Annotated in this window: 6 protein-coding genes; 3 read left to right on the forward strand and 3 right to left on the reverse strand. The window is 50.2% G+C overall.

What is annotated here, in order from left to right:
* Positions 1 to 185 precede the first annotated feature (185 nt).
* The 3 genes from grpE (at position 186) to dnaJ (ending at position 4,245) form a co-directional block, all read left to right on the forward strand.
* Positions 186 to 800 carry a nucleotide exchange factor GrpE gene (grpE, locus tag J7439_RS09535; RefSeq protein WP_209201592.1) on the forward strand — a complete coding sequence of 205 codons (615 nt, stop codon included), beginning with the start codon at positions 186 to 188 and terminating at the stop codon, positions 798 to 800.
* A 205-nt stretch (positions 801 to 1,005) separates the two neighbouring features.
* The gene (gene dnaK, locus J7439_RS09540) at positions 1,006 to 2,937 is read left to right on the forward strand and encodes a molecular chaperone DnaK (protein WP_209201618.1); all 1,932 of its coding nucleotides are present in this window, start codon (positions 1,006 to 1,008) and stop codon (positions 2,935 to 2,937) included.
* Positions 2,938 to 3,102: 165 nt separating this feature from the next.
* On the forward strand, positions 3,103 to 4,245 hold the full coding sequence (dnaJ, locus tag J7439_RS09545) for a molecular chaperone DnaJ (RefSeq protein ID WP_209201593.1): 1,143 nt from the start codon (positions 3,103 to 3,105) through the stop codon (positions 4,243 to 4,245).
* Between the two features lie 90 nt (positions 4,246 to 4,335).
* Here dnaJ and J7439_RS09550 read toward each other — a convergent pair whose 3' ends face one another.
* The 3 genes from J7439_RS09550 to J7439_RS09560 form a co-directional block, all read right to left on the reverse strand.
* Positions 4,336 to 6,837: an ankyrin repeat domain-containing protein gene (locus J7439_RS09550; protein ID WP_286198270.1), complete on the reverse strand. Its 2,502-nt coding sequence runs from the start codon at positions 6,835 to 6,837 to the stop codon at positions 4,336 to 4,338.
* Between the two features lie 378 nt (positions 6,838 to 7,215).
* Entirely contained in the window at positions 7,216 to 8,709 is a 1,494-nt protein-coding gene (locus J7439_RS09555) for a peptide MFS transporter (RefSeq protein ID WP_353623028.1), read from the reverse strand.
* A gap of 349 nt (positions 8,710 to 9,058) precedes the next feature.
* Entirely contained in the window at positions 9,059 to 16,423 is a 7,365-nt protein-coding gene (locus tag J7439_RS09560; RefSeq protein ID WP_209201596.1) for a transglutaminase domain-containing protein, read from the reverse strand.
* Between the last annotated feature and the right edge of the window lie 289 nt (positions 16,424 to 16,712).

Below are 16,712 nucleotides of genomic sequence, written 5' to 3' on the forward strand. Positions count from 1 at the left end.
TCGTTTTGTGAGGTGAATAGCGGGGCTATTTGCCGAACAAAACGGAATTTTTAGACCAATTTGCTGCCACCGCAGTAGGGCAGTCTATTCTCGGACAGCCTCCTACGGAAGCACCACGGCCCATAACACGAAGACACGTTCCAGCCAGCATTTCAGGCTGGATTGACATCCGGAGAAACGTTGGAATGACTGTAGAAAACACCAAAGCAGAAGATCAGGCTGAGCAACCTGAAGCCAACGAAACTGAAATTTCTGCTGACGCTGAAGCAGCTGTTGACCCGATTATGGAAGAAGCAGCTGATTCAGAAGATCAGGCCGAAGAGCAGGCCAACGACGATAGCGCCAAACGCATTGAAGAACTCGAAGAGCAGCTTGCCCAGGCTAAAGACCAGGCTCTGCGCGCTCATGCCGAAGCCATGAACACCAAGCGCCGCGCAGAGCAGGACGTCGAAAAAGCGCACAAATTTGCCCTGGAGAAGTTCGTTAACGAACTGATCCCTGTGGTCGAGAGCCTGGAAAAAGGCATTGAAAGCGCAGAACAGGGTGAAGGTCAGCACGAGACCATGCTCGAAGGCATGCGCCTGACCCTCAAACAGCTGCTGGATGCCCTGGCAAAATTCAATGTTGAGCAGGTTAATCCTGAAGGCCAGCCGTTCGACCCGAACTTCCATCAGGCTATCTCCATGGTGCCCAACCCGGATATGGAACCCAACACCGTGATGAATGTCTTCCAAAAGGGCTACACATTGCACGGTCGTGTTATCCGCCCGGCCATGGTGGTGGTTTCCAAAGCGGCTTAACCAAAGAGGGGCTCCGGGAGGCTGATCGAGAATCTTGCAAGAGCCCCTTGAAAAAGGAAAGACCGCTCCCATATAGCAAACCAAGATCGTGGTAATCACCACCTAAACGCTGTTTCACCAGACTCAACGTCGGTTGAAACCATTGGGCAGCGAACAAAGATTTCAAAGTTTTCCGCCCTGATTATGGGCAATGGAGAGACTCAAAATGAGTAAAGGCAAGATTATTGGTATTGACCTGGGTACCACCAACTCCTGTGTGGCTATCCTGGACGGCGATAAATCCAAAGTCATCGAAAATGCCGAAGGCGCACGGACTACGCCTTCCATCATCGCCTACACCGATGACGGCGAGATTCTGGTAGGCCAGCCAGCCAAGCGACAGGCGGTTACCAACCCTGACAATACCCTGTTTGCCATCAAGCGTCTGATCGGCCGTCGCTTTAAAGACGACGTTGTTCAGAAAGACATCAAGATGGTGCCGTACAAAATCATCGAAGCGGACAACGGCGATGCATGGGTTGAGGTTAAGGGCGACAAGAAAGCACCACCACAGATTTCTGCCGAAATCCTGAAGAAGATGAAGAAAACCGCTGAAGACTATCTGGGCGAACCAGTGACTGAAGCGGTTATTACAGTTCCTGCCTACTTCAACGATTCCCAGCGTCAGGCTACCAAAGACGCCGGCCGTATCGCGGGTCTGGAGGTTAAGCGGATCATCAACGAGCCAACCGCTGCGGCGCTGGCTTACGGCATGGACAAGAAAAAAGGCGACCAGACCATCGCTGTTTATGACCTGGGTGGCGGTACTTTCGACGTATCCATCATCGAGATCGCTGACGTAGACGGCGAGCACCAGTTTGAAGTACTGGCCACCAACGGTGACACCTTCCTGGGTGGTGAAGACTTCGACCTGCGCCTGATCGAATACCTTGCCGACGAATTCAAAAAAGACCAGGGCATCGACCTGAAAGGCGACCCACTGGCCATGCAGCGTCTGAAAGAAGCCGCTGAGAAAGCCAAGATTGAACTGTCTTCTACTCAGCAGACAGACGTCAACCTGCCTTACATCACTGCCGATGCCACCGGTCCCAAGCACCTGAACGTTAAAGTCAGCCGTGCCAAGCTGGAATCCCTGGTAGAAGACCTGGTTGCCCGTTCTCTGGAGCCATGCCGCATCGCGGTCAAGGACTCTGACCTGGATCTGTCTGACATCGACGAAGTTATCCTGGTGGGTGGTCAGACCCGTATGCCACTGGTTCAGCAGAAAGTGGCCGAATTCTTTGGTAAAGAGCCTCGCAAGGACGTTAACCCTGACGAAGCGGTGGCCATGGGTGCTTCCATCCAGGCTGCGGTTCTGGCCGGTGACGTTAAAGACGTTCTGCTGCTGGACGTTACTCCGCTGACCCTGGGTATCGAAACCATGGGCGGCGTAATGACTCCGCTGATCGAAAAGAACACTACCATCCCGACCAAAAAGTCCCAGGTGTTCTCTACGGCCGACGACAACCAGGGCGCAGTCACCATTCACGTACTGCAGGGTGAGCGCAAGCAGGCGACTCATAACAAGTCCCTGGGCCGTTTTGACCTGGCAGACATTCCGCCAGCACCCCGTGGCATGCCACAGATCGAAGTCAGCTTCGACCTGGATGCCAACGGTATTCTGAATGTTTCTGCAAAAGACAAGGCAACTGGCAAAGAACAGTCTATTGTGATCAAGGCATCTTCCGGTCTGTCGGACGAAGAGATCGATCAAATGGTCAAGGATGCTGAAGCCAACGCGGCAGACGACAAGAAGTTCGAAGAGCTGGCGGCTTCCCGTAACCAGGCTGATAGCCTGGCTCACGCTACCCGCAAGACGCTGGAAGAAGCCGGTGACAAGGCCACTGAAGAAGAGAAGGCGGCCATCACCAAGGCGATTGAAGACGTTGAAGCTGCGGTCAAAGGTGACGACAAGGAAGAGATCGAAGCCAAGACCAAGGCACTGTCTGAAGCCTCTGCCGGTCTGGCCCAGAAGATGTATGCTGAAGCTCAGCAGCAGGGCGAAGCCCAGGCTGATGCCGGTGCCGGGCAAAAGGCGGATGCCGCTGACGACGCCGTTGACGCTGAGTTTGAAGAAGTAAAGGATGACAAGAAGTAAGACCAACTCGATCATCAATGACTGATGATAAGGTCACAACGCGGGATTCATTCCCGCGTTGTCGTATATATCAAAATAATGGCTTTGTCAGACTTGACCATGAATCCAGTTAGCTCTGTGTTTTCATGCTCGACTGGTGAATGCAGGTAGCTCAGGGTTTTTCTGATGTCAAAACGCGACTACTACGAAGTGCTGGGTGTAGAAAGGAGCGCTTCGGACAAGGACATAAAAAAGGCCTATCGTCGTATGGCCATGAAATATCACCCCGACCGTAACCCGGGTGATAAAGCAGCGGAAGAGAACTTCAAGGAAATCAACGAAGCCTTTGAAATTCTTTCCGACAGCCAGAAAAAAGCGGCCTACGATCAGTATGGCCACGCAGGTGTCGACCCGAACATGGGCGGCATGGGCGGTGCCGGTGGTTTTGCCGGTGGTAATTTCGGCGATATTTTTGGCGATGTCTTTGGTGACATTTTCGGTGCTGGCGGTGGTCGCAGCCGCAGTTCCGTCCAGCGTGGTGCCGATCTCCGCTATCAGCTGGAACTCAGCCTTGAAGAGGCCGTTCGTGGCGTCACCAAGAAAATCAATATTCCAACACTGGTCGGCTGTACCGGGTGTGATGGCTCCGGCGCAAAAAAAGGCACTCAGCCGGTCAGCTGTACAACCTGTGGTGGTATTGGTCAGGTGCGTATGCAGCAGGGCTTTTTCTCTGTACAGCAAACCTGTCCTGACTGTCGCGGCACGGGCAAAATGATCAAGGATCCCTGTAACGTCTGCCACGGTGAAGGCCGCGTTCAGGAATACAAGACCCTCTCCGTCAAGATTCCTCCCGGTGTTGATACCGGCGACCGTATTCGTCTGGCCGGTGAAGGTGAAGCGGGTGTCAATGGTGGGCCAGCCGGAGACCTTTACGTTCAGGTCAGTGTTGCTGATCACCCTATCTTCCAACGTGACGGCAAACACCTCTACTGTGAAGTACCCATCACATTTGTGGATGCAGCACTGGGCGGTGAACTGGAAGTCCCCACCCTGGAAGGCCGGGTGAAGCTGAAGATTCCAGCGGAAACCCAGACGGGTAAACTGTTTCGTCTGCGTGGCAAGGGTGTTGTCCCGGTCCGTGGCGGCAGTGCCGGAGACCTGATGTGCCGGGTTGTGGTTGAGACTCCGGTGAAACTGACGGAACGCCAGAAAGAGTTGCTCAGGGAGCTGGATGACACCTTCAAAAAAGAAGGTGCCGGTCACCAGTCGCCTAAAAAGCAGTCCTTCTTTGAAGGCGTCAAGAAGTTCTTTGACGATATGACTTCCTGATTCCCCCCTCAAAAGGCCTCTGTTATCAGGGGCTTCAATTAAATGATGGCTGAGTTACTGCTATTTTTGCGGTGATTTTTAGCTGACTTATCATTGTCTTACTGTGTTTTTTCGGACATGAGCACCGGTGGCTCTCTTCTTGAGCTTTGCAGCGTAGGCAATCAAGGCATCAACGGCTGCCTGCTGACCTTGCTGGGTTGCATATTTGAGGGGCGTAAACCCGTCTTTGGTTCGAGCGCTGACGTCTGCACCGTTGGCAATCAGAGCATAAATGGCATCCAGCTGGCCTTTCCCGGCTGCATAATGGAGGGGCGTAGCCCCTTTTTTGGTTCGAGCGTCGACGTACGCACCTCTGGCAATCAGAGCATCAATGGCTTCCTGCTGGCCTTCCTCGGCTGCATGGTGGAGGGGCGTATATTTATTTATATTCCCGGCATTAATATCAGTACCTTTGGCCACCAATTCGTCGACGAGTTCCCAATCACAGGCCGCAGCGGCGCACGCAAGCACTATTGAATCTAAATTATTACCTGGTGCATTAACATCAAATCCAGCATTAACAAAACTCTTGATCATTGGGACATTTATCTTTTTATTGTCGCTGGCCCTTTTTAGGGGCGTAACCCCGTCTTTGGTTCGAGCGCTGACGTCCGCACCTTTTTCAATCAGAGCATCAATGGCTTCCTGGTGGCCTTGAGCGGCTGCATAGTGGAGGGGCGTAAAACCGTTTTTGGTTCGAGCATCGACGTCTGCTTCTCTGGCAATCAGTTCATAAATAGCATCCGGCTGGCCTTTCTCGGCAGCAAAGTGGAGGGGTGTATATTTAGTATTTTTATTCTTGGGGCCATTAATATCAGCCCCTTTGTCCAACAATTTGTCGACGAACACCCAATCACAAGCCGCAGCAGCAAACGCAAGCATTGTTGAACCTAAATTATTACATGGTGCATTAACATCAAATCCAGCATCAGCAAAACTCTTGATCATTGGGATATTTATCTTTTCATTGTCGCTGGCACTTTTCAGGGCCGTATATCCTTTCTCGCTTCGAGCGTTAACGTCCGCACCGTTGGCAATCAGAGCATCAATGGCTTCCTGCTGGCCTTGAGCGGCTGCATAGTGGAGGGGCGTAAACCCGTTTTTGGTTCGAGCGTTGACGTCCGCACCTGCGGCAATAAGGGCATCAATGGCTTCCGGCTGGCCTTGAGCGGCTGCATAGTGGAGGGGCGTAACCCCTTTTTCGGTTTGAGCGCTAACATCCGCACCTTTGGCAATCAGAGCCTTAATGGCTTCCAGCTGGCCTTCCTCGGCTGCATAGTGGAGGGGCGTATATTCAGTCTTTATATGCTTGGGGCCATTAATATCAGCACCTTTGGCCATCAATTCGTCGACAAACCCCCAATCACAAGCCTCAGCGGCACACGCCAGCATGGTTGAACCTAAATAATTGCATGGTGCATTAACATCAAATCCAGCATTAGCAAAACTCTTGATCATTGGGATATTTATCTTTAGATTGTCGCTGGCCATTTTCAGGGCGGTATCTCCATTCACGGTTCGAGCGTTGACGTCCGCACCTCTGGCAATCAGAGCATCAATGGCTTCCTGCTGGCCTTGAGCGGCTGCATAGTGGAGGGGCGTAAGTTTAGTCCTTATATTCCTGGGGCCATTTATATCAGCACCTTTGCCCATCAATTCGTCGACGAACCCCCAATCACAAGCCTCAGCGGCACACGCAAGCATGGTTGAACCTGAATTATTACATGGCGCATTAACATCAAATCCCGCATCAGCAAAACTCTTGATCATTGGGATATTTATCTTTTTACAGTCGCTCGCACTTTTCAGGGCCGTAACTCCTTTCACGGTTTGAGCGTTGACATTGGCACCTCTGGCAATAAGGGCATCAATGGCTTCCTGGTGGCCTTTCTCGGCTGCACAGTGTAGGGGCGTCCTACCGTCTTTGGATTGAGAGTTGACGTCCGCACCTGCGGCAATCAGAGCGCCAATGGCTTCCAGCTGGCCTTTCTCGGCTGCAAAGTGGAGGGGCGTCCTCTCGTCTTTGGTTCGAGAGTTGACGTCCGCACCTTTGGCAATCAGAGCCCCAATGGCTTCCAGCTGGCCTTTCTCGGCTGCACAGTGGAGGGGGGTCCTCCCGTCTTTGGTTCGAGAGTTGACGTCCCCACCTCTGGCAATCAGAGCCCCAATGGCTTCCAGCTGGCCTTGAGCGGCTGCATAGTGGAGGGGCGTCCTCCCGTCTTTGGTTCGAGAGTTGACGTTCGCACCTCTGTCAATCAGAGCACCAATGGTTTTCTGCTGGCCTTGAGCAGCTGCATAGTGAAGAGGTACCTTGGTGTCAGCAATAATAAAAAGATCACGACGACACAATGGACAATTTGCTTTTTTACTTATCTTCAGCCATTTCTTAATACACGATGTATGATAATGATGATTGCAAATACTTACAGAAACTCTCCGGGAGCCGGAAATATCTTCCAGGCAAACAGAACACACCTCCACAACGTCTGCGTGTAAGGATACAGGAGAAATGCATTGAATGAGGTTATAGCGTATTCCTGATAAAACATTCATGACCTTTTGACCTTCCTGGACGCAAAAAGTTCTATAAACTCCAAACTATTGCTTATTCCACTCATAAGAAAAGGAAGAATAAAAGGCATTACTTGCCGCTGATAGTTGGCTCAGGTTTTATCTTCAACAGAGCAAGTGACAGGGTTTGATGGTCAGGAAGATTCCTTAATGCCCGCCATCAGAACTATAACGACCCACTGCTTTGGGAAGCTAAAGACAGAACCACTGTGGTGAGCGTTACGGAAAAGACGCAGCTTGACTGCGTCAGGTGTGAGATCAGGAGATGAGCACAAGTAAGCTGATACCTCTCGAAATGTGGTTCGATGGCATCAAACTGGAAGTTTGTGCTGCTCCATGATGAGTTCAGGGGATAACCAGTTATTGCCTGAGCGGTGTCCGGGACGCAGAAGTCAGCGCTTCTTCATTTTCAGGCCGATCTGCACTGTCCAGCATCTTGCGAATAACAAAAGAAGACACCTGGGCAATAATCACCATCACCACCGCGGCTGCAGTCAGCATGGCAAAGTAGTCACCGTACACACCCTGAACAAACTGCTGGGTGATTTCCTGTCCTTTTTCCATTGCAATGCTGCCGGAGATCACCGCACCGATGATGCCAGACAGAGCCATGGCAATGTAGAACAGGGACACTGAGAAGCCTTCAATCTTCTTAGGTGTTACAGACAGAATAAAGGCAACCACCAGAGAACCCACAATAACTTCACCAAAGGCCAGGAAACCGTGGATAACCAGGAATACATCCGGGCTGATGATAACATCGGTACCAATACCTTTAACCGCCATGGTCAGAATACCAAACGCAATAGTCACCAGTACGAAAGAGATGGATACCTTGCTGGCAGTAGACAGGTTAATACCACGCTTCTCCAGGGCAGTGAAACTCGCGGCAATGGCCGGACCTGCAACAATACACCACAGAGGGTTCAATGCCATGGATGCTTCTGGAGCCAGAGGGATAAAACCAAGCAGTTCACCACGCATGGTATTGATAGTCACCATGGTCATGGAAGTCATCATCTGGCCGTAGTACACAAAGAATGCAGTCGCCAGAAATGCCATGATCAGAATGGTACCCATTTTCAGAGCATCCGATTGACTGGCTTTGAACATCAGGGAGATGAAATATAACAGTGCAGTACCACCAATGGCGTATACAACGTACTTCCCGGTTTCCATGTCGGAGAACATGAAGAACACCATACCGAGCATGGCAACAGACAGCGCCAGGAAGATAACAATGTTCATAGTGCTCAATGGCTGCCTGTCGATATCTTCACCAATCTCGACCAGTGGCTTGTGGAAAATAACCAGCATGGTAACCGCCAGAGCCGCCATGATAGAAGAAAGCGCAAAACCACCTTTAAAGCCAATAACCAGCACCAGCATTGGGTACAGATATTGACCCAGCAGAGCACCAATATTGTTAACCGAGTAGTTAATTGGGTAGCAGTTTTCAAAGTCTTCCTGAGATTTGAAAGTACGCTTGTAAAGGCTTGGGTAAGAAGGAGACATCAGGCCCCGGGCATAACTGGCCAGAGCAATACCCAGCAGAGCCACTGGAGCATTGGCGATGGAAGCACCAAATGCCAGCAGTGCGTAACCTGATGCGAATGCAGTGTAAGCCAGCGTCAGTGAGCGTTTGGCCCCCAGAAATTTGTCAGCAATGAAACCACCGGCAATGGCGAACAGAGGGCCGATGGAAGAGAAGGCACCAACAATCATCATGGTGTCTGCTTCGCTGTATTGCAGCTCTTCAAGGAAGAAACGGGTCAAAATGACCATTACGCCATAAAAGGATAAGCCAAACATCATTTGGCAGAACATCATCGACTTGTTCAGTTTATTCCACATAGAAACTCTCTTTATAATGTGTGCATTCAGATGAGGGAAGCGCCCTTCCCATTCTCAATTACTCCAACAACGTTGAACTGCATTACCAACACACAAAATAATTTTCTATGCTCTTTCGTAGTATTAGAGTTTCTATCAATCAAAAGAAAAAGAAGTACAAGAAAAACCCACTAAAAGTATGAAAAACCACACTTATAAACCGAAAAACGAAATCGATTTCAAAAAGTAAGTAGCTGGCTATGTGGAATCGAATATTTCTAGCTACCTGGACTGGTACTATGCGAGGCATAACGGAGGGAGCATAGCCGTAGCTATGTGACCGGAGTTGGCTGAACAGCGCCCACCCACTTCAGCTTTGCACCCCCAGGCTTTCGAAATATTCATCATAAATCTTCTGCACATCTTCTGACCTGATAACCACCAGATCCTCGCTATCCATCATTTTTTTGATTCTGGTGTTTTCCAACATTGCAACATTGTCTTTCTGTTTGGCGACAAATCCAGAGACGTTTTCAGCACAACAGTGCTTATCTGGAGTAAAGACCTTATCATAGTTGAGTAGCAGATTTTTAACGTGAACCGTGCTTGTTGGTTTAAACACATGGAACGGTCTGAAACGAAAACCCTCTCTTCCGGCCAGACCAATGCTCATGGGTGCCTTCAAAGATTGGGCACGCTTGTAAAGATAGTGTGCAAAACGGGTTTGAGTCTCTTCCGGCTGGTTACGGGTATCGATAAAGCCATTGGTCATAAGAAAGAGTGGCTTACCCACCTGGGACTGGCTTGAGGCCACTTTTCTGTAGGCAGGGATTCCATGGAGAAGGCGACTGATATCGGGTATTCCATCTTCTGGCTGATCAGTCCACTGCTCAATTTTGGCTGAAGCGCCCAGCAACGTTTCAAAGGTTTCCGAGCACCCGGTGGGCATGGTGTCTTCATCTATCTCTGTCACCATCTCGTTGAGCTGTTCGTTATAACGACTCGAGAAAATGAAAGGGCGTTCATTGTGCTTCCAGAGATTATACCAATTTTCAATATTCTGGTTGGCAAGCATTCCCAACGATGGGACATTTGCTTCAATCCAGCGCCATTGTTTGAGATTTAGAAAGAGATTAAATGAATGTTCTACTTTAGGTTCAATCCACTTTTTTTGGACAATAAAGGCAGCCAAAAGAGAACACCATCCGATATTGGTCACTTTTTTTTCAATGCAGTGCTTCAAGTGATTAGTCAGTACCGATTCAAGGAAACCCCACATTTTCTTCGGAGGATGATGGTAGCGAGACGGTGCATCAAGTTGATTTTGACAATGATCAATATGTTCCAAAACCTGCCTGCAGTCATCTGAACCCGACTCAGCCATTTGATTCAAACCAGCCAATAATGACTCTTCAACCAGCCTTTGTTCTTCGATGAAGGAGCTGCCATATTGTTTGCAGGTTGACAAGCGCTCACATCCCTGACTAAAGCCTTCCAGATTGGCTTTTTGGAAATGCCCTATTACCTCGGGGGCTAAAGCAGCAAGGGAGTTCTTGTCAGTCTCCCGCGCTGCGAAATCATGAACATCAATTTTTGGAAAGTAAGGGTTGTGGCCATGAGTATCCTCTTCCGAATAAGCACCTCCCAAATCATAGGTTTCCCAATCATGGCCATTCCAGACTTCTGCCCAGTCATGGATCTCACTTATAACAATACGGCAGGTGATACCAAAATATTGCAGAATAAACTTGAAAACAGGTGCACGGTGCCTGCAAGAGCCAACAGCCTCAGAGAGAAGAGTCTGTGCCAAATCATCTTTGATCTCAAGGTTACTTTGAGTGTCAAACTGACGACAATATTCCACTGCTGCGGCAATTCGCCCCTGATCATCCGTTGCGTTGATAATATCCAGTACCAACTGCTGATTATTGGTCAGCATTGTTATGGGGGCTTGTGCAGCTGCCCGCACCGTATTGAACAGGACATCGACGCGATGCCTGATCGGTTCCGGACAATGGTTGCCCTGTGGGGAGATCAGGTCATCACGCTGATTATGATCATGGGGTTTGAACAGTTCTCCCGTGAGGCAACAGCATTTGTCTTGTTTCTGAGTCTCTATCTCTACTGGTTGAGTATCATGCACTTTATTAACATCAGCTTTTTCAAGCAGACCAGCGCTACTACATTTTTTGCTCAGTTTATAGTGAACATGAATACTGCGGTTTATTAAACCTGAAAACTGAATCCAGTGCTGGCCAGTATAGTTATCCAGGAATACCTGGTGAGCCCGCACCGGCTCCGTTCGAAGTTCCGTTATCTCCTCCCTGGGGAATCTGCTGGGCAGAGGAAATAATTTATGGTTTGGTCCGACTTTGATCGTGTGACACCCATAAGTTTCTCCCGGATGCAGTCGAACATTATTATTTGCCGATGGTGGATTCATTGCCTCAGGAAAGACCCTGATTAAATCTCTCTTTTCGGGTTTCCATTTGTTCCTGTAAATATTGCCATTATCGGTCACTTTATAATCAATGAAATTTAACCGATAACTCCTGATGTCCTGACCGTAGAATGTCCTTTCCTTCCTTATGGGCCCGGATTCAGACCCGAAACATCCAATGACCGCTCTGGTTTCTATGGATTGGTAGCCACCCCCACTATATCTCCTAACCCCACGTTGCCGGGGCTGCTCTCTAAGAAGAGAAGAAACATTACCGTCAAGTTTCTCGCCAGCTGTTCGACTCAAGTAAGGCAAACACTGTGCAATGGCAAGAACGGGAAGACAGCAAACCACCGCAACCGGCAGACAGGCAGGCTTCAGATAAGCCTCCCAGACTGACACTGGCTTGTCGATGTCCACTTGCAGGTCCCCGCGCAATAAGCGTTCCCAGATCTCTCTTTCTGAAAAAATGTGTCGGTACCCATCCAGGTACCTCAGAACATCCATGTGCCCGGCTGAAACCTGCGACTCGGCAGGACCAGACTCCCAGCCACTGAGCTTAAATACCTCCGAAGGGAGAACGTCGCTGCCTTTTATGCGTGCACGAAACCACTGTCGCTGCTGCATAACATAGAGCGCCCTGCTCTGATTATCACCACCTACTTCCAGATCATCTGGCAGGCCGGTCTCTTGCCGCCATAACCACTGGGCAGCCCGCTTGATAATTTCTGCCCTGGCATCGCTATCCGACAGTTTCTCATCAATAACGAGTTCCCGCGTCGGCGTAACACCAAAACCACCGGATGTTGAGCGCTGGATAAATATTGGTCTGTCCAGGTCGGGAATGGTTTGAAAAAGCCAACGGCATAACCCGTGATCGTAACGATGGCCATCGACAGGTGCTGGTTGCTCTGGCGTTGAATCCCGAAGGAAACCAGCAACCTCCTCTTTGGAGATTTTTCCGGCTTCCATATAGAGGAAGTAATGCTGACAGAATAATGCGATTAAATCCGATTGAGGCGTGACTGCTGCCGCAAGATTTTGCAGATCACGGCAAACCGGGAACAGCGCCTGCCCGGATTTTTCTAACCGTTGGTAAACGTAACAATGCAGGGCGGCAATATGCTCAGCGGTTTGATCCAGGTTTTCCGGGGGTAATAATTGCCGGGCAATCTTGCCCAGCTCCTGCTCATTGTAATCATCGATTCTGATAATCCGGAAACGATCATTAAGTGCCGGTGAAAATGCGCTGCGCCCGCTGTATTCCGGTGGGTTAGTGGTGGCAAAAAGGTGGAAGCCGGGCGTGCAAGGCTCGGTCAGTACATCATTGAGTTCACCTTCAAGGTCGGCACTGCTGATCATGTTCAATTCTGAAACCACCAGAACCGTCCCTTCCTGCTGGGCTTCCCTGATGGCTTGCTTCAGTTCAGCCCAGTCACAGTCTCCGGCATTGAAATAACGAACTTCGGTGGGCCTGCTCGTTTCATCACTGTCATCCCACATATCCAGCAGCAACTTCAATGTTGCGTCCTTGCCTCTGCCGGCCGGGCCTTCAACCAGTGTCGCCCTGCGCCCTGAATGGCGAACACCACTTTCATGCTCAAGACGGAGACGATCAAGATCCTGGGCCAGCGTCTGCATTAATGATTTAACGGACTGTGATGATGTATCAAATTCAGGTTTTGCCCGGTTAACGTAGCAACAGAATTTTTCGTAAAGCTGATCAAGACGCAGGTCGTATCCTGTCACGGTGGTTGGCAGTTTGCGGGCCTCATAGCGGTGCTCAAACCACAGCTTTAAAATCTGGTAAGACGCTTGAGTCTGCTTATTCAGTGAGTGAGCGATGACACTGTCAAACCCGTTCCAGACCATATCATCAAGCCGGGTTTGCGTGACACGCCAGGCAGTGTAATGGAGCTGACAGGCCATCCAGCCACAGACATCGGTGAGATCCCGGGGACTGAAGACCCGGTCCGGCAGCAGCAGTTTCAGTTGCTTTTGCAGCTCCATCACCGTGTCGGCAGTCTGCCGGGCCACAGCGTCATCAAGCCCTGTCAAAGAGGCCCCATGAAATAGCCTGTTCAGTGCAGTCAAGACCACCTGTTCTTTCAGGAACTCCGGGCTTAAAGCGGGATAGTGAACCCTTATACCCCGATCCTGCAGGACCGTTTGCTCACTGCGACCGGAGTAGGCACCGGGATTACAGGTGAACACAACCCGGTGTTGGGGTGAAATATCCACTCTTTCGGAACCACAGAATATATGGGGATTTGCCGACCAGATACCGGCCAGCACGTTATCCAGAAGGTTGGCGGCAAGATTCGCCTCATCCACCACCAGGGTCACCATCTCACCGGGCCGGGGCTCTGTTCTGGCCCATTTCAGGATAATTCCCGCCTGCTCTGTCATCCCACGGTCATCACCCTGATGTTGCCAGACCCACCGCTTGAGGAGATGGCTCTCTTCTGCGCCGGGGCCAATCGTCAGGGTAAACGTGGGACCTGACGATTTTGCCGCCTGATGGGCGAGATAGCTTTTGCCCGTACCGGTGGTGCCCTCAAGGGTGATCAATTTATTGCCACGGATTCGTCGCCTGAGTCGGGCCAGTCTCCTGAGGCCCCTGCTGTGCTGGGATATGCGTTTTGAGAGTATTTGCTCCAGCACTGACGGATCATCATCACTGGCATTAATAAATTGCCGTTCCAGCAGGCTGCGGATCAAATTTCGCTGCTGGTTTGCGGAGGCATTCTGCTGGATTCTCAGAATACTGGTGGAGAGGTTGTCCAGTCGCGTCTGAACCGGACTACTCTGTTGCTTCCGAAAATCCCAGCCGGCGTAAAGGGCATTGTTCAGAATCCGGGTAATTACGGATGAGCGGTAAGTCGCCTCAGGCAGTGTATTCAAGAGCTCATCATCACACCCAAGCCTTTTTTTCAGCGCTCGCTGGTAAACTTTGGGGGCGTGGCGACATAGAAGCGCGATCAGTGTTTTCCTGTGGCCAGGCTGGTTATAATCAAGCGCCATTGGCTCAGGGTGTGAGAAAAATCCCTCTCCGAACATATCAACCAGCTCCCATCCGTTGCTGGTAATATAGGCACTGTTGATCAGGTGACCATCCCCAAGAACAGCGGTCAGTTTATCAATATCCACCCAATAGCCATTGTGGTCGGGCCATATTTGCCGGGTAATTGACTTTGCGAACGCTCTGACTTGTTTTTCTTTCCTGGCGACATGTGTCACCAATGTGGCAATGGCTTTGCGGTAGTGGACAGGAAGTGCTTCGGTGCCGCCTTCCTCCGTGACGATGGCATTGGCTTCATTGAGTACCGATTGCACCAGGGCATCCGACAACGCTGGCCAATTAATAGTGGCAAACCTTTCCGGCAGCGTCCTTAAAGCACTGTGCAGTTTTTCCAGCCCCTCTTTCAGCTCAATCCAGGCTTGGGAGTGTTCAGGAACCGGCGGAGTCACGGCGACTTCCCGGGCAATTGCACTGTGCCATACCAGCGATTCCGTTCTGACACCTTCAGGCCATACCAGGTAAATTCTGGAATCAGCCGGTATCTGCTCTTTACTGCCGTTGACAAAGAAATGGCCCGGTTTCAAAAGCAGGGTTTCCAGCTCAAGCTGCAACCTGGGGTTTTGCTCCAGGCCACACAAAATAACCGGTTTGTTTGACTGCAAAGCCTTCATCATGCCGGACCAGCGGAATCCGTATTGATATCTGGCTTCAGAGGTTATATGTGGGTTATTAACCAGCTGCGTCAGGGTCGTTTCAGGATTGACACGGACAATCTCAGCCTCCGGGTGCCTGTTGAACAGATCATTCACCAGACCTTCGTGATCCTCACTGCGCAGGATCCGGATCATTTGCTCAAATGCTTCACCAGCTAATTGAGGCGAACTGTCAGGCCTGGCAGGAAAGAAAGAGTCGGGTTGCCTGGTTTCGAGCAATGTCAGCGGGACTTTCGTTTCTTTAGCTTCCATCAGCGTTGTGAGCCGATGGAGTAATTGTGTCCACTGCGCCTCCTGCAATGAAGAGGTCACCACTATTGACCCTCCTGCCTGAATGGCTTCTTCCAGAGGATGGTGCTCGCAACTCTCTCCTTTGTCGTTAATCCCCACGGTACTCAGCCAGCTTTTCACATTAGCGGAATTGATGGTGATGAGCGGACCGTCAGGGATATTGGCAGCAAGCCTGATACTGCCAAGGAGCCGGGACCTGTCTTCCCCCCCGGATTGTCTGACCCGGAAGAACATCTCTTCAGGCAGTGACAGTTTTTCGCCCTGCACTTCGATTTCCCGGGTGATTTTTATATTACGCAGAGCCTGGGTAAATGCCGGATCCTCTTCGGGGGCATCGGTTATCCACAGTTTTTTTGGTACCTCTCTCTCAATGACTCCCGACTCCCAGCCGAATCCATGATCTGCCTTTACACCGTAGCTCCCGAGCAGTGTTGGCCGCCAGGGAACACTGCCGTGACACAAATTAATGGAGCACTTTTCATTTTCATGTGCCGGGTTATTTTCATCCGGGGCGCAGGGAGAGATATCAAGAATAGAAGGATGTGCTTCAGGAACGCTGGTGAGGGATGCCAGCTTTTTTTGATAATCCCAGGTATTGTCTACCCGGTTTATGCGCCGACAGGTATCGGCTCCCAATGAAAAGGTATTACCGGTATGAAGCTGTTTTTTTTGCACCAGAACCAGTATCTCGACATGACTGCCTAATCTGATTTTATTTAACGAAGGGTTTTCCGGGTCAAGCAGGTCATTGAGCGCCACGGTATCGCTGGGATGCATCTTCTGTAAATCAACCACCAACCGGATCGGACGACTGTTGTCAAATAGCTTGCCCGGTGAACGCTGGCATTTGCCACCAACTTCCAGATGAATACGCTGGCGCAGGTTGTCCCTGGACAAATCTTCAAAACTTTGTATCAGGTGAATCTCAGCACCGGCCTCTCCATTTTGTGCACGTTGGTACTCAAAGGTAGACAGCCTGTCCAAAAGTGCATCTACGTGATCATCAGGCGGCATGATGATACAGTCAAACTTCACCGGGTTGGCGGTATCAGCTCTCTTTTTTTCTGTTGCGGCAATATCAAAACTATGAATTGGTCGTCTTTCACTGCCCGGGCCACTGGAAGAAATATCATCTTCCGGTGACATCTGAAGAAATGGAGTGTATTCATCAGGTAACTCTTCACTTGATGATTGATTGCCAACAGCCGGAGGACTGGAGGGTAAGATTCCACCAGGGAATAAACCGGAAATTCTTTCGAAAACATTCATATTCGTAAGTCTTCCCCAGTCAGAAGTTGGCCAAATGATCCATAAGTTCTGACCACAATTTCGCAAGAATGTTCCGTATCTTTACTTTACCATCCATTGATCACCGCCCATTGGCTGACCAAAGCAGGTAGAACGCGCCTTAAATTACTGGCTAACAATTTATGCACACCTGAAAAACCGTTGTTGAAACTTTTCAGGAAAAAAACTGTCTAACTTGCCAGCAAAAAAAACTGATTTAGGAGAATATTATGGACTCGATTCGATCTTGTCTTGATTACACGTTACTTCG

The sequence above is a fragment of the Salinisphaera sp. G21_0 genome (assembly GCF_017744115.1).
Lineage (GTDB): Bacteria > Pseudomonadota > Gammaproteobacteria > Pseudomonadales > Endozoicomonadaceae > Endozoicomonas.